22 protein-coding genes are annotated in these 18,854 nt (G+C 65.0%); 13 read left to right on the top strand and 9 right to left on the bottom strand.

The features are described 5' to 3' along the window. Window positions 1-4: 4 nt before the first annotated feature. Window positions 5-1,474: an aldehyde dehydrogenase gene (locus RHO23_RS01945; protein WP_064408009.1), complete on the bottom strand. Its 1,470-nt coding sequence runs from the start codon at window positions 1,472-1,474 to the stop codon at window positions 5-7. A 171-nt stretch (window positions 1,475-1,645) separates the two neighbouring features. On the opposite strand from RHO23_RS01945, the gene RHO23_RS01940 reads away from it, so the two are divergent. The 8 genes from RHO23_RS01940 to RHO23_RS01905 all read left to right on the top strand — a co-directional run bounded on the left by RHO23_RS01940 (window position 1,646) and on the right by RHO23_RS01905 (window position 8,579). After that, window positions 1,646-2,233, top strand: coding sequence for a TetR/AcrR family transcriptional regulator (locus RHO23_RS01940; RefSeq protein ID WP_423488609.1), 588 nt, complete (start codon window positions 1,646-1,648; stop codon window positions 2,231-2,233). Next, window positions 2,230-3,435 carry a cytochrome P450 gene (locus tag RHO23_RS01935; protein ID WP_070922676.1) on the top strand — a complete coding sequence of 402 codons (1,206 nt, stop codon included), beginning with the start codon at window positions 2,230-2,232 and terminating at the stop codon, window positions 3,433-3,435. Before RHO23_RS01940 ends, RHO23_RS01935 begins: the two co-directional genes overlap by 4 nt. Next, a complete protein-coding gene (locus RHO23_RS01930) occupies window positions 3,435-4,262 on the top strand; it encodes an SDR family oxidoreductase (protein ID WP_030094668.1) in 828 nt (275 codons plus the stop codon). The genes RHO23_RS01935 and RHO23_RS01930 overlap by 1 nt, the downstream gene beginning before the upstream one ends. Further along, on the top strand, window positions 4,259-5,611 hold the full coding sequence (locus tag RHO23_RS01925) for a cytochrome P450 (protein ID WP_030094667.1): 1,353 nt from the start codon (window positions 4,259-4,261) through the stop codon (window positions 5,609-5,611). Before RHO23_RS01930 ends, RHO23_RS01925 begins: the two co-directional genes overlap by 4 nt. 3 nt (window positions 5,612-5,614) lie before the next feature. After that, window positions 5,615-5,815 carry a ferredoxin gene (locus tag RHO23_RS01920; protein ID WP_101312671.1) on the top strand — a complete coding sequence of 67 codons (201 nt, stop codon included), beginning with the start codon at window positions 5,615-5,617 and terminating at the stop codon, window positions 5,813-5,815. Between the two features lie 11 nt (window positions 5,816-5,826). Continuing rightward, complete coding sequence (locus RHO23_RS01915; protein WP_030094665.1) at window positions 5,827-6,372, top strand: nuclear transport factor 2 family protein; 546 nt, start codon at window positions 5,827-5,829, stop codon at window positions 6,370-6,372. Window positions 6,373-6,478: 106 nt separating this feature from the next. Next, entirely contained in the window at window positions 6,479-7,726 is a 1,248-nt protein-coding gene (locus RHO23_RS01910) for a cytochrome P450 (protein WP_064408006.1), read from the top strand. 7 nt (window positions 7,727-7,733) lie between these two features. Next, on the top strand, window positions 7,734-8,579 hold the full coding sequence (locus RHO23_RS01905) for an SDR family NAD(P)-dependent oxidoreductase (protein WP_423488608.1): 846 nt from the start codon (window positions 7,734-7,736) through the stop codon (window positions 8,577-8,579). On the opposite strand, the gene RHO23_RS01900 is transcribed toward RHO23_RS01905, so the two are convergent. Then, on the bottom strand, window positions 8,580-9,362 hold the full coding sequence (locus RHO23_RS01900; protein WP_030094662.1) for a (2Z,6E)-farnesyl diphosphate synthase: 783 nt from the start codon (window positions 9,360-9,362) through the stop codon (window positions 8,580-8,582). Between the two features lie 101 nt (window positions 9,363-9,463). On the opposite strand from RHO23_RS01900, the gene trhA reads away from it, so the two are divergent. Further along, entirely contained in the window at window positions 9,464-10,195 is a 732-nt protein-coding gene (trhA, locus tag RHO23_RS01895) for a PAQR family membrane homeostasis protein TrhA (protein ID WP_046252809.1), read from the top strand. Between the two features lie 16 nt (window positions 10,196-10,211). Here trhA and RHO23_RS01890 read toward each other — a convergent pair whose 3' ends face one another. Genes RHO23_RS01890 through mca form a run of 4 tightly spaced genes read right to left on the bottom strand, consistent with a single transcriptional unit; the run spans window position 10,212 to window position 13,716 of the window. Beyond that, on the bottom strand, window positions 10,212-10,586 hold the full coding sequence (locus RHO23_RS01890) for a nuclear transport factor 2 family protein (RefSeq protein WP_030094660.1): 375 nt from the start codon (window positions 10,584-10,586) through the stop codon (window positions 10,212-10,214). Between the two features lie 10 nt (window positions 10,587-10,596). Further along, window positions 10,597-12,573 carry a thioredoxin domain-containing protein gene (locus tag RHO23_RS01885; RefSeq protein ID WP_423489148.1) on the bottom strand — a complete coding sequence of 659 codons (1,977 nt, stop codon included), beginning with the start codon at window positions 12,571-12,573 and terminating at the stop codon, window positions 10,597-10,599. Further along, on the bottom strand, window positions 12,563-12,850 hold the full coding sequence (locus tag RHO23_RS01880) for a hypothetical protein (RefSeq protein ID WP_030094658.1): 288 nt from the start codon (window positions 12,848-12,850) through the stop codon (window positions 12,563-12,565). Before RHO23_RS01880 ends, RHO23_RS01885 begins: the two co-directional genes overlap by 11 nt. After that, a complete protein-coding gene (mca, locus tag RHO23_RS01875) occupies window positions 12,847-13,716 on the bottom strand; it encodes a mycothiol conjugate amidase Mca (protein ID WP_423488607.1) in 870 nt (289 codons plus the stop codon). Before mca ends, RHO23_RS01880 begins: the two co-directional genes overlap by 4 nt. 87 nt (window positions 13,717-13,803) lie before the next feature. On the opposite strand from mca, the gene RHO23_RS01870 reads away from it, so the two are divergent. Then, window positions 13,804-14,223: a DUF4307 domain-containing protein gene (locus RHO23_RS01870; RefSeq protein WP_030094656.1), complete on the top strand. Its 420-nt coding sequence runs from the start codon at window positions 13,804-13,806 to the stop codon at window positions 14,221-14,223. Window positions 14,224-14,488: 265 nt separating this feature from the next. After that, the gene (gene greA, locus RHO23_RS01865; RefSeq protein ID WP_030094655.1) at window positions 14,489-14,983 is read left to right on the top strand and encodes a transcription elongation factor GreA; all 495 of its coding nucleotides are present in this window, start codon (window positions 14,489-14,491) and stop codon (window positions 14,981-14,983) included. A gap of 87 nt (window positions 14,984-15,070) precedes the next feature. On the opposite strand, the gene ilvA is transcribed toward greA, so the two are convergent. Further along, window positions 15,071-16,219: a threonine ammonia-lyase gene (ilvA, locus tag RHO23_RS01860; RefSeq protein ID WP_232785625.1), complete on the bottom strand. Its 1,149-nt coding sequence runs from the start codon at window positions 16,217-16,219 to the stop codon at window positions 15,071-15,073. On the opposite strand from ilvA, the gene RHO23_RS01855 reads away from it, so the two are divergent. Both RHO23_RS01855 and RHO23_RS01850 read left to right on the top strand, forming a co-directional pair. Further along, on the top strand, window positions 16,181-16,396 hold the full coding sequence (locus tag RHO23_RS01855; protein ID WP_227465411.1) for a hypothetical protein: 216 nt from the start codon (window positions 16,181-16,183) through the stop codon (window positions 16,394-16,396). The genes ilvA and RHO23_RS01855 overlap by 39 nt on opposite strands. Beyond that, window positions 16,357-17,028 (top strand): GOLPH3/VPS74 family protein, encoded by a 672-nt coding sequence (locus tag RHO23_RS01850; protein ID WP_070920376.1) that lies wholly within the window; start codon window positions 16,357-16,359, stop codon window positions 17,026-17,028. Before RHO23_RS01855 ends, RHO23_RS01850 begins: the two co-directional genes overlap by 40 nt. Window positions 17,029-17,038: 10 nt before the next feature. Here the strand turns inward: RHO23_RS01850 and RHO23_RS01845 are convergent, their stop codons facing one another. Both RHO23_RS01845 and RHO23_RS01840 read right to left on the bottom strand, forming a co-directional pair. Further along, window positions 17,039-18,211, bottom strand: coding sequence for a cystathionine gamma-synthase (locus RHO23_RS01845; protein ID WP_057967216.1), 1,173 nt, complete (start codon window positions 18,209-18,211; stop codon window positions 17,039-17,041). Window positions 18,212-18,274: 63 nt separating this feature from the next. Continuing rightward, window positions 18,275-18,847 carry an RDD family protein gene (locus RHO23_RS01840; protein WP_070920378.1) on the bottom strand — a complete coding sequence of 191 codons (573 nt, stop codon included), beginning with the start codon at window positions 18,845-18,847 and terminating at the stop codon, window positions 18,275-18,277. Window positions 18,848-18,854 lie beyond the last annotated feature (7 nt).

Here is an 18,854-nt window from a genome sequence, read left to right as displayed (position 1 = left end):
TCCTCTATTTCACAGCCGTTGCAATGACTTTGGTTTCCAGGTATTCCTCGAATCCGGCGACGCCCATCTCTCGGCCGTTACCCGATTGCTTGTAGCCGCCGAAGGGTGCGTCGGCGGAATACCAGACACCGCCGTTGACATTCACCGTTCCCACCCGTAGCCGGGATGCCACTCGCGCCGCACGCTCGTCGTCTCCACTGAACACCGTCCCGGACAGTCCGTACGGTGAATCGTTGGCGATCCGCACCGCGTCGTCGTCGCCGTCATGGGCGATGACCACCAGCACCGGGCCGAAGATCTCCTCGCGCGCCACGCGCGCATCGTTGGTCAGTCCGGTGACGACAGTGGGTTCGATGAAGAATCCGCGGTCTCTACCCTCTGGCCGTCCGCCTCCGCAGGCGAATGAACCACCCTCGGCAACAGCAAGATCCAGGTAGGACTGGACCCGGTCGCGCTGACGCGCCGAGATCACCGGGCCACAGATCGTGCCCGGTTTGGTGGGATCCCCCGGCTTGAGCGAGCCCATCGTGGCGGCCGCCGCCTGCACCGCCTCCTCGTAGCGTGCACGCGGTACGACCAGCCTGGTGGTGATGGCACATCCCTGGCCCGCATGCATCGCCGTGGTGAATGCGGAGACCGAGCAGGCCGCGGCGAGGTCGGCGTCATCGAGCACGATGAACGCCGACTTGCCGCCGAGTTCCAGGAACACCTTCTTGACGGTGGCGGCGGCATCGGTCATGACCGCGCGTCCGGTCGCCGTGGAACCAGTGAACGACACCATGTCCACCCGGGGATCCGTCGACAGCTGCGCACCGATGCGGTGGTCGCTGGAAGTCACGATGTTGAAGACGCCCGGTGGGAAATCGGTGTGCTCGGCAATTATTCGGCCCAGCACCGCCGCGCACCAGGGAGTATCCGGAGCGGGCTTGAGTATCAGGGTATTACCGGCGGCCAGCGCCGGCCCCACCTTGGCGAGGTTGATCTGATGCGGAAAGTTCCACGGCGTGACCGCGCCGACCACGCCAACGGCCTCACGCATGAGAGTCCGTTGAGTCTTGATGCCCATCGGTGAGGCAACACCGAGATCAGTGCTCCAGCCGAAGGATTCCGCGGTGTCGGCGGCGAATCGCAGATCGTCCACCGGCCCCTCCAGCTGCGCACCGGCGGTCAGCATCCGAGGCGCCCCCACCTCGGCGATGGTTAGGTCGCGCAGCTCCTCGATGTGAGCCCGCATGCCATCCCGGAGCTGCCGCAGGCACCGCACTCGCAGCTCCACATTGCGTGACCAATCGGTGTCGTCGAACGCACGGCGCGCCGCCTCGATGGCATGGCTCATGTCATCGGCATCGGCATCGGCCGCAGTCCCGAGCACCTCCTCGGTGGCCGGGTTCACCGTAGGAAATCGTCCGGCACCGCCGGGAATCAACTTTCCGTCGATGAACAGATCACTGTCGCCATCGGCCAGAAGCGTCATGTCACCTCATTCCAAGAATCTGGACACATGTCCATTCCTTACTGGTGAACCATAACCACCTGAATCAATCCATGGCAAGAGCGCATCCAGTGACTATTCAAAAACTAGTGTTGGACAGCATTTTTCATGAACGGTATTGCCCGGTTGCCGCACGCACGCTAATCTGGACAGGTGTCCAGTGAAGCTGTGGTGACCCTGACGAGCGACTCGCCGCGAAACCGGCGGCAGGAAGAGACGATCCGCAAGATCGTCACCGCAGGCCGGGGGATGCTCGGCGAGACGACGTATGCGGATATGACGATCCGCGGCGTGGCCGCACGCGCGAAGGTGGCCCCCGCGACCGCGTACACCTACTTCTCCTCCAAGAGTCATCTGGTGGCCGAGATCTATCTCGACCTCATCCATGAGGCGCCCTACTTCACCGACGTCAACGACGGCCAGACCGCCCGGGTCACCAAGACGCTGCGCAGCCTGGCATTGGTGGTCGCCGACGAGCCCGAGATCGCCACGGGGTGCACGACCGCGCTGCTGAGCAACAACGACGAAGCTGTGCGTGCCGTCCGCGACAAGATCGGGCTGGAAATCCATCGCAGGATCCGCTCGGCCATGGGACCCGACGCCGATCCGCGCGTGGTGTCGGCCCTCGAAATGACCTTCTTCGGCGCCCTCATGCACGCGGGCAGCGGCACCTTCACGTATCACGAGATCGCCGACAAGCTGACCTTCGTGGTGGATCTCATGCTGGGAGGCAACGAATGACGGCTGCCTCGATGTCCTCTGTGGTTTTCGATCCGTACGACTACAACTTTCACGAGGACCCGTACCCGTACTACCGGCGCCTACGCGACGAAGCGCCGCTGTACCGCAACGACGACCTGAACTTCTGGGCGCTCTCGCGTCATCAGGATGTGCTGCAGGGCTTCAGAAACAGCGAGGCACTGTCCAACTCCAACGGTGTCTCGATGGACAAGGCCTCCTTCGGGCCACACGCCAAACTGGTGATGTCGTTCCTGGCGATGGACGACCCCGAGCATCTTCGGCTTCGCACGCTGGTGTCGAAGGGATTCACCCCCAGGCGAATCCGGGAGCTTGAAGGCAGGGTCGTCGCGCTTGCACGCACGCACCTGGACAACGCCCTGCAGTCGGAAAGCTTCGATTTCGTCGCCGACTATGCAGGCAAGCTTCCCATGGATGTCATCTCGGAGCTGATGGGCGTGCCCGAGCCCGACCGGACCCGCATCCGGGAGTTGGCCGACGGAGTCATGCACCGCGAGGATGGTCTCGCCGACGTGCCGCCCGAGGCCATCCAGGCCTCCTTTGACCTGATGACTTACTACATCGACATGGTCAAAGAACGTCGCCGGCGCCCAACGGAGGATCTGACTTCCGCTCTCCTGCAGGCGGAAATCGACGGCGACCGCCTCACTGACGAAGAGGTGCTGGCCTTCCTGTTCCTCATGGTGATCGCCGGCAACGAGACGACCACCAAGCTGCTGGCCAACGCCGTGTACTGGGGCCATCGCAACCCTGACCAGCTTGCCGCAGTCCACGCCGATCACGAACTCATACCGCTATGGGTGGAGGAGTCGCTGCGGTACGACACCTCAAGTCAGATCCTCGCGCGCACCGTGGCAGAGGACATGACCTTCTACGACACCACAGTTGCCGCCGGTGACATCCTGCTGCTGCTGCCCGGCTCGGCGAACCGCGATGACCGGGTGTTCGAGAACGCCGATGAGTACCGCATCGGCCGAGAGATCGGCGCCAAGCTCGTGAGCTTTGGCAGCGGTGCGCATTTCTGCCTCGGTGCGCATCTGGCACGGATGGAGGCCAAGGTGGCACTCACCGAACTATTCACCCGAATTCGCCGTTACGAGATCGATGAAAGCGCTTCCGTGCGTGTGCATTCCAGCAATGTCCGCGGGTTCGCCTCTCTGCCCATCACCGTGGAGGTCTGTTAATGCCCCGTTTTGAGCCGCACCCAGACCGGCGTCCATCGATCATCGCCGGAGCGTCCTCGGGTATCGGCGCAGCGACGGCAATCGAGCTCGCCGGCCGCGGATTCCCGGTGGCGCTAGGCGCTCGCCGCGTCGACAAGCTGACCGAACTCGTCGAGAAGATCCAGGCCGACGGCGGAGAGGCAGTCGCCTTCCCACTGGATGTCACCGATGCGGATTCGGTGAAGTCTTTTGTTGCGCAGAGCATTGATGCACTGGGCGAGATCGACCTGCTGGTATCAGGTGCCGGCGACATGTACCCGGGACGGGTCCATGAAATGAGTGCCGATACCTTCGCCGCGCAGATTCAGGTGCACCTGTTGGGCGCCAATCGGCTCGCCACGGCGATCGTGCCCGACATGGTGGCGAGGCGGCGCGGCGACGTGGTGTTCATCGGATCCGATGTCGCACTGCACCAGCGCCCCCACATGGGCGCCTATGGGGCGGCCAAGGCGGCCCTGCTCGCCATGGTGAACACCATGCGGATGGAGTTGGAGGGCACCGGCGTCAGGGCCTCCATTGTGCATCCCGGGCCGACCCTGACCTCGATGGGCTGGCAGCTCTCGGCCGAACAGGTCGGCCCCATGCTGGAGGACTGGAAGACGTGGGGACAAGCGCGGCACTCCTACTTCCTGCGACCCTCCGACATCGCACGTGCGGTCACCTTCGTCGCCGAAACACCCAGGGGCGCACACATCGCGGAGATGGAGGTGCAGCCGGAGGCGCCCCTGACGGATGCACCCGCCGACAAACAGAAACTCGAGCTTGGTGAGGAAGGAATGCCCTCATGACCACTCCCACCGTTCCGCGGGTCTCCGGCGGTGAGGACCAGTACGGCCACCTCGAGGAATTCCGCACCGACCCCATCGCACTGATGCGGCGCATCCGGGAGGAATGCGGGAACGTCGGCACCTTCCAGCTTGCCGACAAGCAGGTCGTATTTCTGTCCGGTGCTGAGGCCAACGAATTCTTCTTCCGCTCCAGCGACGACGATTTGGATCAGGCCGAGGCGTACCCGTTCATGACGCCGATTTTCGGCAAGGGCGTGGTATTCGATGCCGATCCCGAACGCCGCAAGGAGATGCTGCACAACGCGGCGCTGCGCGGCGAACAGATGAAGGGCCACGCGGCAACCATCGAAAACGAAGTCCGGCAGATGATCTCGCAGTGGGGTGAGAGCGGTGAGATTGATCTGCTCGAGTTCTTCGCCGAGCTGACCATCTACACCTCGTCGGCGTGCCTGATCGGCAAGAAGTTTCGCGATGAACTCGACGGCCGGTTCGCGCACCTCTACCACCAGCTTGAGCAGGGCACCGATCCGCTGTGCTACGTGGACCCGTACCTGGAGATCGAGAGCTTCCGGCAACGCGATGCCGCGCGTGCGGGCTTGGTGGCGCTGGTCCAAGAGATCATGAACAGCCGGATCGCCAACCCGCCCACCGACAAGAGCCAGCGCGACATGCTCGACGTGCTGATCATGATCAAAGACGAGGACGGCAATCCCCGCTTCACCGCCGATGAGATCACCGGCATGTTCATCTCCATGATGTTCGCCGGGCACCACACCAGCTCGGGAACCGCCTCCTGGGTTCTCATCGAACTACTCCGGCACCCCGCTATCCAAACGCAGGTCATCGACGAGCTGAACGAACTGTACGCCGATGGCAGCGAGGTGAGTTTCCATGCGCTGCGCCAGATCCCGAAGCTGGAGAATGTGCTCAAGGAGACCCTGCGGCTGCACCCGCCCTTGATCGTCCTGATGCGGGTCGCCAAGGGCGAATTCGAGGTGGGCGGTTTTCCCATCCATAGCGGTGACATGGTGGCGGCTTCTCCCGCTGTCTCGAACCGGATCGCCGAGGACTTCCCCGACCCGGACGGATTTGTGCCCGACCGATACGAGAAGCCCCGCCAGGAAGACATCGTGAACCGCTGGACCTGGATACCGTTCGGCGCGGGCCGGCACCGCTGCGTGGGCGCCGCGTTCGCCACCATGCAGATCAAGGCCATCTTCTCGGTGTTGTTGCGCGAGTACGAGTTCGAGATGGCGCAGCCCGCCGACTCGTACCATAACGATCACTCCAAGATGGTGGTGCAGCTGGCACAGCCCGCCAAGGTTCGTTACCGGCGCCGAGGGGCCTGAGCAATGCCTTTCAGGATCGACGTGGACACCGACCTCTGTCAGGGGCACGCCATGTGCGAATTGGAAGCCCCCGACCACTTCCGCGTACCCAAGCGCGGCACCGTCGAGATCCTGAACAACGAACCGCCCGAGGACGCCCGCGACGAGATCGAGCGCGCCGTCGAGGAATGTCCGGCCCGAGCTTTGTTCATCACCGAGAAATAGGAGCGTCAACGATGCCGCAATTCCCCCGCCAAGAACTCGACGATGTCGTCGCGGACTGGCTACAGGCCAATCTGGATGCCGAGAAGGCCGGTGACTGGAAACCGTTGGCTCGCTTCTACACCGACGATGCCACCTACGGCTGGAACATCGGCCCCAAGGAAGACGTGATGTGCGTCGGCATCGACGAGATACGGGATATCGCCCTCGGCCAGGAGATGGAGGGCCTGGACGGGTGGACGTATCCGTATCAGAAGGTGATCGTCGATGACAAGCAAGGCGAGGTCATCGGATTCTGGAAGCAGATCGCCACGGACTCCGACGGCAGTGAGTCCGAGATCTATGGCATCGGGGGCAGCTGGTTCCGGTATGCCGGTAATGGCCAATGGAATTGGCAACGCGACTTCTTCGATTTCGGCCACGTTTCCGCCCTGTACATGGACCTCATCAAGGCGGGCAAGCTCAGTGAGGGCATGCAGAAACGCATTCAGCGCGGCCTGTCGGGCGAGAAGGTGCCCGGCTACTACCCACTTGGCAAGACCCCGGTCCCCCTCTGGTGAACGGCGGGCTTCCCCACCCACCGCGCCGAGTGTCGAGTTTCGGCGAAGAACCGCGATCAGCGGGCACAGAAAGTCGACATTCGGCCACATACGGAGGTGTATGGCAATGAAAAGTACTGCGGAGCTGGGACTTCCGGAAGGATTCGATTTCACCGATCCGGGGCTGTACGGGGAACGGATGCCACACGCGGAGTTCGCGACCCTGCGCCGGGAGGCACCCGTCTGGTGGAATCCGCAGCCACGCACAGTGGGCGGATTCGCCGACGACGGCTATTGGGTGATTTCCAAGCATCGTGACGTGCGCCAGGTTTCACTACACACCGACATCTTCTCGTCGGGCCGCAAGGGCGCCATCCCCCGTCTCGAGGACCACATCAGCCCCGAGGAGTTCCAGGCCACGCTGTCTGTCCTCATCAACAAGGATGCCCCCGAACACACCCAGCTCCGCGGACTGGTGTCGCGCATGTTCACCCCACGCTCGATCGCGGCCTTGCGCATCACCCTGGAGGAGCGGGCAGAACGCATCGTACGGGCCGCGATCGAGGGCGGGCACGGCGAATTCGTGCGCGAGGTGGCCAGTGAGCTGCCCATGCAGGCCATCGCCGAATTGATCGGTGTCCCCGAGGAAGACCGCGTCAAGCTCTTCGAATGGAGCAACCAGATGACGGGGTACGACGAGGCCGATGTCGAGATCGATCCCCGTGTCGGCGCCGCCCAGATCCTCGGCTACTCCTATCAGCTCGCCGAACAACGCCGGGACTGTCCGGGCAACGATGTGGTTTCCCGCCTGCTGACCGGGACGGTGGACGGTGAGCAGCTCACCCCCGAGCAGTTCGGATTCTTCGTGGTGATGCTGTCGGTCGCGGGCAACGAAACCACCCGTAACGCAACCACCATGGGCATGATGGCCTTCCTGGAGCACCCGGATCAGTGGGAACTATTCAAACGGGACAGGCCTTCCTCTGCCGTCGACGAGATCGTCCGATACACCTCCCCGCTGATCTCGCAACAGCGCACCGCGTTGCAGGACACCACGATCGGCGGCGTTCCCATCAAGGCCGGTGAGCGAGTGGTCATGCTCTATCCGTCGGCCAACTTCGACGAAGAGGTGTTCGAGAACCCGCACACCTTCGACATCACCCGCGATCCCAATCCCCATCTGGGCTTCGGCGGCACGGGAGCCCACTACTGCCTGGGCGCCAACCTGGCCAAGGTTGAGCTGGAGATCATCTTCAACAAGATCGCCGATCGCATGCCCGACATCTCGCGGATCGGGGACGCCCCGCGGTTTCATTCGGGCTGGATCAACGGCATCAAGAAGTTCGACACGGCCTACTGCCCGGTCTCGCACTGATGTCCTGATGGCCAATTGCGTTGTCGTCGGCGGCAGCCGCGGAATCGGCCGGGCGGTGGCCCGGCTCCTGGGTGAGCTCGGCGCGAATGTGGTTGTCAATGGCCGATATTCCGACGCTGTCGAGGAGACGGTCGCGGCGATCACGTCAGCCGGGGGCGCAGCGGTCGCCTTCGTGGGGTCGCCCGATAACGAACAGACGGCCACGGATCTGATCGACACCTGCCGCACCGAGTTCGGCGGCCTCGACGCGTTGATCAACTGCGCGGGCATACCGGAGCCCGCCGGGTCGTCCATCCTGACCATCACCGCCGAGGACTTCCAGCGGCTGATCGACGCGCATCTCGGCACGGTGTTCCACACCTGCCGCGTCGCCGCACCGCTGATGGCCGCCAAGCGACACGGAGCCATCGTCAACACCGGATCGACTGCCGCCCTGGGCATCTACGGCGGCACCGGATATCCGGCGGGTAAGGCGGCCGTCCACGGACTCACCCTGGCGATCGCCGCCGAGCTGAAGCAAAGCGGTGTGCGCGCCAATGTGATCTGCCCGGGTGCACGCACCCGGCTCTCGGAGGGCGGGGAGTACATCGCCCACCTGCGGGATCTGTACGCCCGCGGACTGCTCGACGAGATGACCCTGCAGGCATCGCTCGAACCGGCACCGCCGGAATGCGTCGCGCCGCTGTACGCCTACCTCGCCGGGGATCTCTCCGCACGCATCACCGGCCAGATATTCATCGCGGCAGGCGGTTTCATCGGGCGCTTCAAACGACAGGTCCCGACGCCGCTCGGATACCGCGAGGCCCCGGTCTGGACCGTCGGCGAGATCGACGAACTGATGGGCCGCCGTTAACTACTGGCCGAACCGCCGGTTTCTCGCGGCGTAGTCACGCAGCGCGCGCAGGAAATCCACCCGCCGGAACTCGGGCCAGTAGGCGTCGGTGAACCACATCTCGGAGTACGCGCTCTGCCAGAGCAGGAATCCCGACAACCGCTGCTCTCCTGATGTCCGGATCACCAGATCCGGGTCCGGCTGTCCCGAGGTGTACAAGTTCTCCGAGATGGCGTCGACGGTCACCGCCTGCACCAACTGCTCGGCGGTGGCCCCGTTGGCCAGCTCCTTGTTCAGCAGGGTGCGCACCGCATCGGTGATCTCCTGCCTGCCCCCATAACCGACCGCCACATTCACGTGGAAGGCCGCGTCCGCGGGCGCCGACTTCACGGCCTGACGCATCCGCTCAGCCACCTCGTCGGGCAGCAGATCGAGATCTCCCACACTGCGCACGCTCCACTTGTTCTGCGGGGCGCACAGCTCCTCGACGACGTCGGTGATGATCTCCAACAGCTCGCCGAGCTGATCGGGATCACGGGTGAGGTTCTCAGCCGATAACAGGTACACGGTGGCCATCTCGACGCCCGCGTCCTGGCACCAGCCGAGCATCTCGCCGATCTTGCGGGCGCCCATCCGGTATCCATGGCTGACATCGGTGTACCCCGCCGACCGGGCCCAGCGGCGGTTTCCGTCGCACAGGACGGCGATGTGCCGTGGTTTCGCCGACTTGGCCAGCTCCTGGCGGAGCCGCATTTCGTAGAGCTTGTACAGCGGTTCCTTGAGCGTCGGCGGGATGATCTCCACGGATCCAGCCTAGCGAGCCCGCCGCGCGCCGGAGCAGCAGATATCGATCTGCACACAACATTCACAAACTGGGTTTGGACGGGGAAGGGATACTGTGACGCATGCAGACCGATGAGTCTCCTGCACCCGAAGCACCGACCTCCGAGCTCTCGCTCCCGATGGCAGCGCTTGTCGGCGGTATCGAGACCCTGCCGATCAAACCCAAGGCACGCGGCTGGATCCATTTCTATGCCTGCGTGATCGCCATAGTCACGGGAATCGTGCTGGTGTCGGTCGCGTGGTCGGTGCGCTCACCGCAGGCCGGACTGGCCACCGCCATCTACAGCCTGACGGTGCTGGGTGTCTTCGGGGTGAGCGCCGCCTATCACCGGGTGAACTGGAAATCCCAGACCACACGCACCTGGATGAAGCGGCTCGATCACTCGATGATCTTCGTCTTCATCGCGGGCAGCTACACGCCCTTTGCGATGCTGGCGATGCCGCCCTCCGAAGGGAACCTGGTGCTCGCCATCGTGTGGGGCGGCGCACTCGCCGGCGTGATTCTCAAGATGTGCTGGCCGACGGCACCGCGCTGGGTGGGAGTGCCGCTGTACCTACTGCTCGGTTGGGTAGCGGTCGGCTTCTTCCCCACGCTGCTGAATGGCGCCGGGGTGCCCGCGGTGGTGCTGCTGATCGTCGGCGGCGCCCTGTACAGCATCGGCGCAATCCTGTACGCCGCGAAATGGCCCAACCCGTGGCCGCTGCACTTCGGCCATCACGAGTTCTTCCATGCGGCGACGGTCATCGCCGCGACGTGCCACTACATCGCGGTCTGGTTCGCCGTCTTCTCGTAGCGGCTCCCCGGGAAGGCTAGAGCTGCTTGATGTCGTCCTGGGTCCAGAAGGCCCGCATCGAGCTGATCTTGCCCTCGTCGTTAAAGGTCATCACGTCGATCGGTGCGATGACCATGCCACCGTTCTCGTGCTTGATGGTCAGCTCGAAGTGGAACGCGGCCTCGTTGTTGGTGGCCCGCACCAGCTTGAGGTCGCCATGACGGTCCAGCGGCTCGATGGCGGCGTAGAAACCCTGGATCGCCTCACGGCCCTTGAGTACGTCGGCGCCCAGCGGATCCTCGACGGTCGCATCGTCGGCGTAGAGGTCGGCGATCTGCGCTGCGGTGCCCGTGGTGAGCAGATCGCAATAGCTCTGGACGACGGCGAGAACTTGTTCGCGGGTAACGGTCATGCCCCGGACGCTACCTACCCAACGCGGCGTCTAATTGTTGGGTCCCGGTGACCGGGAGATCGCAGACGGTACCCCGGCACACGTAGGCGGCTTCGACATCGGCCACCGGCCCCCTGTCGCGTAGCAACTCGCTTGAATCCTTCACCCCGCCAACCACAATTGCTCCCCCAGGCGCCGACTGCCGGGCCTGCCGCAGCAGCGGTGAGTTCTCCGGATCACAGGCCACCGCCACCTGGATCGGGCCCCGAACCGCGGCCTCGGCCACCGCCAGCCAGTGACCGGCCGACCGTGGAGCACGCGCCAGTGCCATGGACGCCGCCGACAGCGAGGCGTGCGCGGCTTCCCGGTAGCGCGAGTCCTCCAGCAGGTACCCGGCGGTGAGCAGCGCCTCGGTCACCGAGGACGCCCCGGATGGGGTCGCGCCGTCCAAGGGATCGCTGGGCCGCAGCACCAGCTGCTCGGCATCGTCGGCGATGTCGAACCACGCACCAAGCGAGTCGGGATCGGCGAAATGATCGAGCGCGGTGTCGAGCAACGCGGTGGCGGCCTCGCGCCAACGCCATTGACCGGTCACCTGATACAGCGACAGCAGGCCCGTCGCAAGGGTGCCGTAATCCTCCAGCACGCCCTCCCCGTCGGAGACCTGCCCACCCAGACTCGCGCGGCGCAAACGCCCGTCACGCAGATGCAGCTCCAGCAGCCTGGCGGCGCAGCCTGCCGCCGCATCCAATAGATCGTCGCGATCCAGCGCGATCGAGGCTTCGACGAGCGCGGTGATTGTCAGCCCGTTCCAGGCGGTGACGGCCTTGTCGTCACGGCCTGGCTGCACGCGCTGCAACCTCGCCGCCAGCAAGGCTGTGCGCACGTTCTGCCACCGGTCAACGTCATCGGGATCCTGCAGAAGCTGTAGCACCGAACTGCCGTGCTCGAAGGTGCCCGTCGCGGTCACCTCGAAAAGTGTTGCCGCCCAATCGCCATCCTCGACACCCAGCACCTCGGCGAGTTGTTCGGGTGTCCACACATAGGTGGAGCCCTCGGAGCCAGCGGCGTCGGCGTCCAGCGATGAGACGAACAGCTCGCCCACCCGCAGTTCATTCAGCAGGAAATCGGCCGTCTCGGAGGCGATTCGCCGCGCCAGGGCATCGCCGGTGCGGCGGGCCCAGTGCGCGTAGACCCGCAGCAGCAGCGCGTTGTCGTACAGCATCTTCTCGAAGTGCGGCACTACCCAGGCCGCGTCCACGCTGTACCGCGCGAAGCCCCCGGCCAGTTGGTCGTAGATGCCGCCACGCGCCATCGCTGTCGCGGTGCGGGCCACCACCCCGAGCACCGCCGCGTCTGCCGTGCGTTCGTATCCGCGCAGTAGTGCCTCCAGCAGAGCCGACGGCGGGAACTTCGGTGCCCCGCCGAATCCGCCGAAGCGCACGTCTTCCGCGGGCAGAATCGCCGCGATGGCGGTATCGCACAGCGCGACATCCACGCCAGGCCCGGCAGGCAGGCGGCCAGACATCGCCTGCAGCTGCCCGGTGATGCTCGAGGCCGCCTCTTCCACCTCGTCCCGGCGCTGCTCCCAGGTTTCACGAACCGCCGAAAGTAACTGCAGAAAACCCTGTTTCGGGTAATACGTGCCGGTATAGAAGGGCCGCCCGTCCGGGGTGAGGAAACACGTCATCGGCCAGCCGCCCTGTCCGTTCATCGCAACGGTGGCGTTCATGTAGACGGCGTCCAAATCGGGACGCTCCTCGCGGTCAACCTTGATGTTGACGAAACCGGCGTTCATGACGGCGGCCACCTCGTCGTCCTCGAAGGACTCGTGGGCCATCACATGACACCAGTGGCAGGCCGCATACCCGATCGACAACAAGATGGGCACATCGCGAGACTGCGCTTCCTGCAATGCCTCTGGCGTCCACTGCTGCCAGTGCACAGGATTGTCGACGTGCTGGCGCAGGTATGGGCTGGTCGCCTCGCCGAGCCGGTTAACGGTCATCGCCCCGCTGATCGGCAGAACCCGAAGGCTTTTCGGGTTCATCGGCGGCTCCGACGGTGCCGTCGTCGACGGCCTGATCAGGCTCGGGATGTTCGGGGTCAAACGTCTCCGGCAGCTTGCGCAGATGCGCGTTCATCGACCGAATCAGGAAGAAGGTGCCCACCAGCAGCAGCACCACCACCGTCAGACCGAACGGGCCCGCCTTGCCGAAATCCGGCCCGATGTTGCTCGGGCTCTTCTCGTCGGCGAGCACCAGCACAGCATCCATCAACATCATTTGGCCTCAACTCCTGCGAACAAATCGTCCTCGGGGGTGCTCGTCGGCACGCGTGATTTCGCGAGCTCGAAATCCTCGGTAGGCCACAGCCGCCGCTCGAATTCTCGCGGGACCGCGAAAAAGCTACTGTCCGGCGGAATTTGAGACGCATGCGCGCGTAACGCGGCATCCCTGGCATCGAAGAAGTCGGCGCAGGGCACCCGAGTGGTCACCCGGCGATCAAAGACGTCGTCATCGGCCGGCCAGCGCTCCAGCCATTCGTCGAACGGCCCTTTGTATCCGTGCTTCTTGCACTCAGCGTTGAGTAACTGCATGCGCGCCCGCATGAATCCGTGGTTGTAGTAGATCTTGCTGACGGTCCACGGCTCGCCGGCCTCGGGGAACTGCTCGGGGTCCGCGGCGGCCTCGAAGGCGGCCATCGACACGTCGTGACACCGGATGTGATCCGGGTGCGGGTAACCGCCGTTCTCGTCGTAGGTGGTCATGACATGTGGCCGGAACTCCCGGATCACCGCGACCAGCTTGGCGATCGGCTCCTCGATGGGCACCAATGCAAACGAATCCGAGGGCAGCGGGGGCAACGGATCGCCCTGCGGAAGGCCCGAGTCGACATAACCCAGCCAGCGGTGCTGCACACCCAGCTCGGCCGCCGCCTTGGCCATCTCCTCGCGACGGATGGTTCCGATGTTCGCGGCCACCTCAGGGCGGTCCATCGCCGGGTTGAGGATGTCGCCGCGCTCGCCGCCCGTCAGCGTCACCACGATGACGTCGTTGCCCTCGGCGGCGTACCGCGCCGTGGTCGCGGCACCCTTGCTGGCCTCGTCATCGGGGTGGGCGTGCACCGCCATCAATCGCCATCCGGTCACCCGTGCGCCCGCCTCTTTCTGTCAGCCGTCACTGTTCTCGCGCCCCCCATCGTTTCATCCCGGGTATACCCGTCATACCGTTGACCCGTGCAGCGACCAGAGGACCGTTACGGCACCAAGCCCGCCAAGCCCAACCGCGGCCGCTGGATCGCGGTCGGGCTGACCGCCTTGGTCATCGTGGCCGGAGTCGCGATCGCCGCGATCGGATATGCCCGATTGGGCCCCGGAGACGTCAAGGGCGAACTTTCCGCCTACAAGCTCGTGGACTCATCCACGGTATCGGTCACGGCCTCGGTGGAACGGAAAGATCCGTCGCGGCCGGCGGTCTGCATCCTGCGCGCGCGGTCCATCGACGGAAACGAGACAGGACGGCGTGAGGTGCTGGTACCGCCGTCCTCACAGCGATCCGTGCCGGTCACAGCCCTGGTGAAGACCACCCATCCCCCGGTGACCGGAGATGTCTACGGCTGCAGCCTGGCGGTTCCGCCATATCTGGTCGCGTCCTGACCTCGATTTCCTGACGGCCGGAGTCATCGGACCACGCCGGGGGCCGACAGACACACGTCGGCAACGTTCACATCGGGCAAACCTCGTCCAAAAATAGGCTGAACATCACAGCGACAGTGGTATGCTGGGCGGATACACGGATCCCTGCTGGGACCGTGTATTGCTGCATTTTGGACAGTCAAACCCGCAGCAATGCACCCGACCCGGCACCCGATAGATGAGCGCCAGTGGACGTTGCTGGCCTGAGACAAGGAGTACCTGCACCATGACCGACACCCAGGTGACCTGGCTGACCCAGGAGTCACATGATCGGCTCAAGGCGGAACTCGACCAACTGATCGCCAACCGCCCCGTCATCGCCGCCGAGATCAACGAGCGCCGCGAAGAGGGAGACCTGCGCGAGAACGGCGGCTACCACGCCGCACGCGAAGAGCAGGGCCAGCAGGAAGCGCGCATCCGTCAGCTGCAAGAGCTACTCAACAACGCGAAGGTCGGTGAGGTCCCGACGCAGTCCGGTATCGCGCTGCCCGGCTCGGTCGTCAAGGTCTACTACGACGGCGACAAGGACGACACCGAGACCTTCCTGATCGCCACCCGCCAGGAGGGCGTCAAGGACGGCAAGCTCGAGGTGTACTCCCCCAGCTCACCGCTGGGCGGCGCGCTCATCGACGCCAAGGTCGGCGAGACCCGCAGCTACACCGTGCCCAACGGCGCCGAGGTCAAGGTGACGCTCGTCAGCGCCGAGCCTTACCACGACTGATTCCTTCCATAGTTCGTCGAGCACGAGCCTCACGCGGAGATCTGACCGAAATCCGTGTGAGGCTCGCTCTCGTTGTGGGCCGGGCAGCTACCGCTCTTCCTGGACCGTCAGGCCGGCCGCGACGATTGCGTCAAGGACGGCCTGACGGTGTTCTGGGCCCCGCGTTTCGACGGTCGCCAGCACATCTACCTCACCCAGACGCAGACGCTCGCTGTTACGCCAGTGCGTCACGTCGACAACGCTGGCTCCTGACGCCCGGAACACGTCGAGAAGACCCGACAGACCGCCCGGCGCGTCCGCGACGGTGACACGCACCGTCAGATAGCGACCGGCCGCCCGCAGGCCGTGGGTGATGACGTGGGTGAGCAGCAGCGGATCGATGTTTCCGCCCGAAAGCACCGCACATACCGGGCCGCGCAGGTCCAGCTCCTCGGCGGACAGCGTGAGCAGTGCCGCCACCGCAGCGGCGCCGGCGGGCTCCACCACCAGCTTGGCCCGCTCCAGGCACAGCAGCAGCCCGCGCGACAGCGCCTCCTCACTGACCGTGACCACATCATCGACCAGCGCGGCCACATGCTCGAACGGCACCGCTCCTGGCTTGCCTACCGCGATGCCGTCCGCCATGGTCTCCATGGATTCCAGCGCCACCGGATGCCCCGCTTGCAGCGACACCGGCCAGGCGGCCGCACCCGCGGCCTGGACCGCGATGATCCGCACCTCGGGCCGAGCCGCCTTGACTACCGCGGCGATACCCGCGACCAGCCCGCCGCCGCCCGCAGGCACCACGATGGTGCCCACGTCGGGAAGCTGCTCCAGAATCTCCAGCCCGACGGTGGCCTGCCCGGCCACGACGTCCCGATGGTCGAAGGGGTGGATGAGCACCGCGCCGGTCTCCGCCGCGAACTCCGTCGCGGCCAACAGCGCTTCGTCGATGGTCGTGCCGGTGAGGTGCACCGTGGCGCCGTACGCGCGGGTCGCGACGATCTTGGGCAGCGCGGCCCCTACCGGCATGAACACCGTGGACGCGATGCCGAGCGTGGTCGCGGCCCAGGCCACACCCTGGGCGTGATTACCCGCGCTGGCGGCCACCACACCGTTCACCCGCTGGTCATCGGGCAGCAGGCTGATCCGGTTGTAGGCGCCACGCGGTTTGAAAGATCCTGTGCGTTGCAGGTTTTCGCATTTGAGCCGCACCTCGTGACCGCAGCGTTCACTGAGCGCCCGAAAAGCCACCACCGGTGTGCGCCGCATCACAGGAGCGAGCCGCTCAGCCACCTCCTGGATCTCCTGGACCGTCACCAACCCTGTTGCTCCCGCTGCCTGGATGCCCATGCCACGCATCATGTCACCAGTTCTGCCGCTATTGTCCCCTCATGCCACAGATTGCGGAGGACCTCCTGCTTCTGTTGCTGAACAATGCCTCCGGACGGCCTCTGCTGGACAAGGATCGGCGCATGCAGGCCCTCGCCGCCGCGATCATTCTGGATCTTGCTCTGGCGCAACGCGTCCGGCCGGCCACCCACGGTGAGCCAGGGAAGGCCGGTGATCTGCTGGTGCTGCAGGCGCCCGATATCGGGGACCCCGTGCTCGACAGGGCGGTGCACCGGCTGCGGCGACGGCCGATGAGCCCGACCGAGGCGATCACCAAGGTCGGTCGCGGCGTCAACTCCCAGATGTTGCACAGGCTGGAGATCACCGGGGATATCCACACAGTTCGCATGGGCAGCCGGCTCTTCCCAGAGAAGTACTGGCCGGTGACCAACAACGAACGTGCGAACGCGGTGCGACAGGGCGTCACGGATGTGCTGTTCCACTACGCCCCGCCCGCTCCCAGCACGGCCGCGATCATCGCAGTACTGCACGGGGTCAACGGATTCGACGCGATACTGAGCCTGGACCCCGTCGGCAAGCAGCAGGTGTCCCGGTGGTCGCAGACCATCGCCGACGGCGGCTGGGCCGCCCAGGTTCGCGACAATCGTGGTCCGGCGGTCAATCTTGCTGTGACCGGCGCGGTGATCTCCGCAGCCCTGCACTCGATGAACTGACGCGGGGCGCCTAGCGCAAAGCTTGCTCGAGATCGCCGATCAAGTCGCCAACCTCTTCGATGCCCACGGACAACCGCACCAGGTCCTCGGGTACCTCCAGCAGCGATCCGGCGGTCGACGCGTGTGTCATGGCGCCCGGATGCTCGATCAGCGACTCCACACCGCCCAAGGATTCAGCGAGAATGAAAAGCTCTGTTCGCGAGCACAAATCGAGTGCGGCCTGCCGCCCGCCCGCGAGGCGCACGCTGATCATGCCGCCGAATGCGCGCATCTGCTTGGCCGCCACCGCATGTCCGGGATGACGGTCCAGGCCCGGGTAGATGGTGTTCGCGACCGCGGGGTGGCCCGCCAGGAACTCGGCGACCGCTTGAGCGTTCTCACTGTGCCGCTGCATGCGCAAGGCCAATGTCTTGATGCCCCGGTAGGTCAGATAGGCGTCGAACGGACCGGGCACCGCGCCCGACCCGTTCTGCAGGAACGCAAAGGCGGTATCCAATTCCTCGTCGTTGGTGAGCAGGGCGCCACCCACCACATCGGAGTGTCCGCCAATGTATTTGGTGGTGGAATGCAACGCGATATCGGCACCGAGGTTCAGCGGCTGCTGCAGCGCGGGCGATGCGAAGGTGTTGTCCACCAAGAGCTTCACGGAATGCTCGGCAGCCACCTGGGCCACGGCTGCGATATCGGCGATGCTCAGCAGCGGATTGGTGGGTGTCTCGAGCCAGATCAGCTTGGTCTTGGGGGTGATGGCGGTGCGAATGGCGTCGACATCGGCCACCGGAACAGGTGTGTGGCTAATTCCCCACTGCGAGAACACCTTGTCGATCAGACGGAAGGTGCCGCCGTAGGCGTCGTTGGGGATGATCAGGTGATCGCCGGGGCGCAACAGCGCGCGCAGCGCGCAGTCGGTGGCCGCCATGCCTGATGCGAATGCCCTGCCGAAGTGGGCGTCCTCCAATGCGGCCAGGGAGGATTCAAGAACCGCTCGGGTGGGGTTGCCGGTGCGTGCGTATTCGAATCCGCCGCGCAGCTGGCCGACGCCATCCTGGGCGAAGGTCGAGCTGGCATAGATCGGCACGTTGACCGCACCGGTCTGTGGATCGGCATGGAAACCGCCATGGATGGCCCGTGTGGAAAACCCTTGCCACCGAGACGCGTCGGCGGCGCTGCGCTGCTCACTCATCGGGTCCGAGCCTATACGGACCGCGTGACGTGAGACAGCCCAACGCCGCCAAACGGGTTACTTCTACTTGGGAACGACCACGGTCTTCACTAGCATGTCGGCGATCGTCTGCCGCTTGGCCGTGAACAGTGGCAGCAGGAAGCCGATGTAACAGATGACCGCGTCCAGGAAGTGTGCGATCTGGCGGACGACGGACATGCCGAACCCGATCGGCTGACCGGTGGCCTCACCCAGGACCCGGATACCGAGCAGGCCCTTGCCGATGCTGGATCCGGTGGTGCCCTGCTTCAGGCCCCAGTTCCACACCGCGAACGCGATCGCGGCGAGGGTGAACAGAATGTAGGCGGCCCAGCCCACGCCGGTGTACTCCGGCTGGCAGCTGATGTAGCTCATTCCGCCGGTCATGGGGTCGCCGTAGGAGTCGCTGATGCAATCAGCGGTCGTAGCGGTTCCGCCCGCGATTCCGCCGCCGATACCGCTCAGCAGCGCCACCGGGATGACGTCGATGATGTAGGCACCGACGCGCCGGAGCCAGATTTCGAAATTGCCGCCCGGTAGACCTGGTGCACCGGCTGCCGGCGGAGGCGGCGGGTAACCGCCCGGATCCTGCGGCGAGGGTGGTGGAACTTCAGTCACGGTTGTC

The sequence above is a fragment of the Mycobacteroides sp. PCS013 genome (genome assembly GCF_049532645.1).
GTDB lineage: Bacteria > Actinomycetota > Actinomycetes > Mycobacteriales > Mycobacteriaceae > Mycobacterium > Mycobacterium gwanakae.
This window is presented reverse-complemented; position numbering and strand designations above follow the sequence as displayed.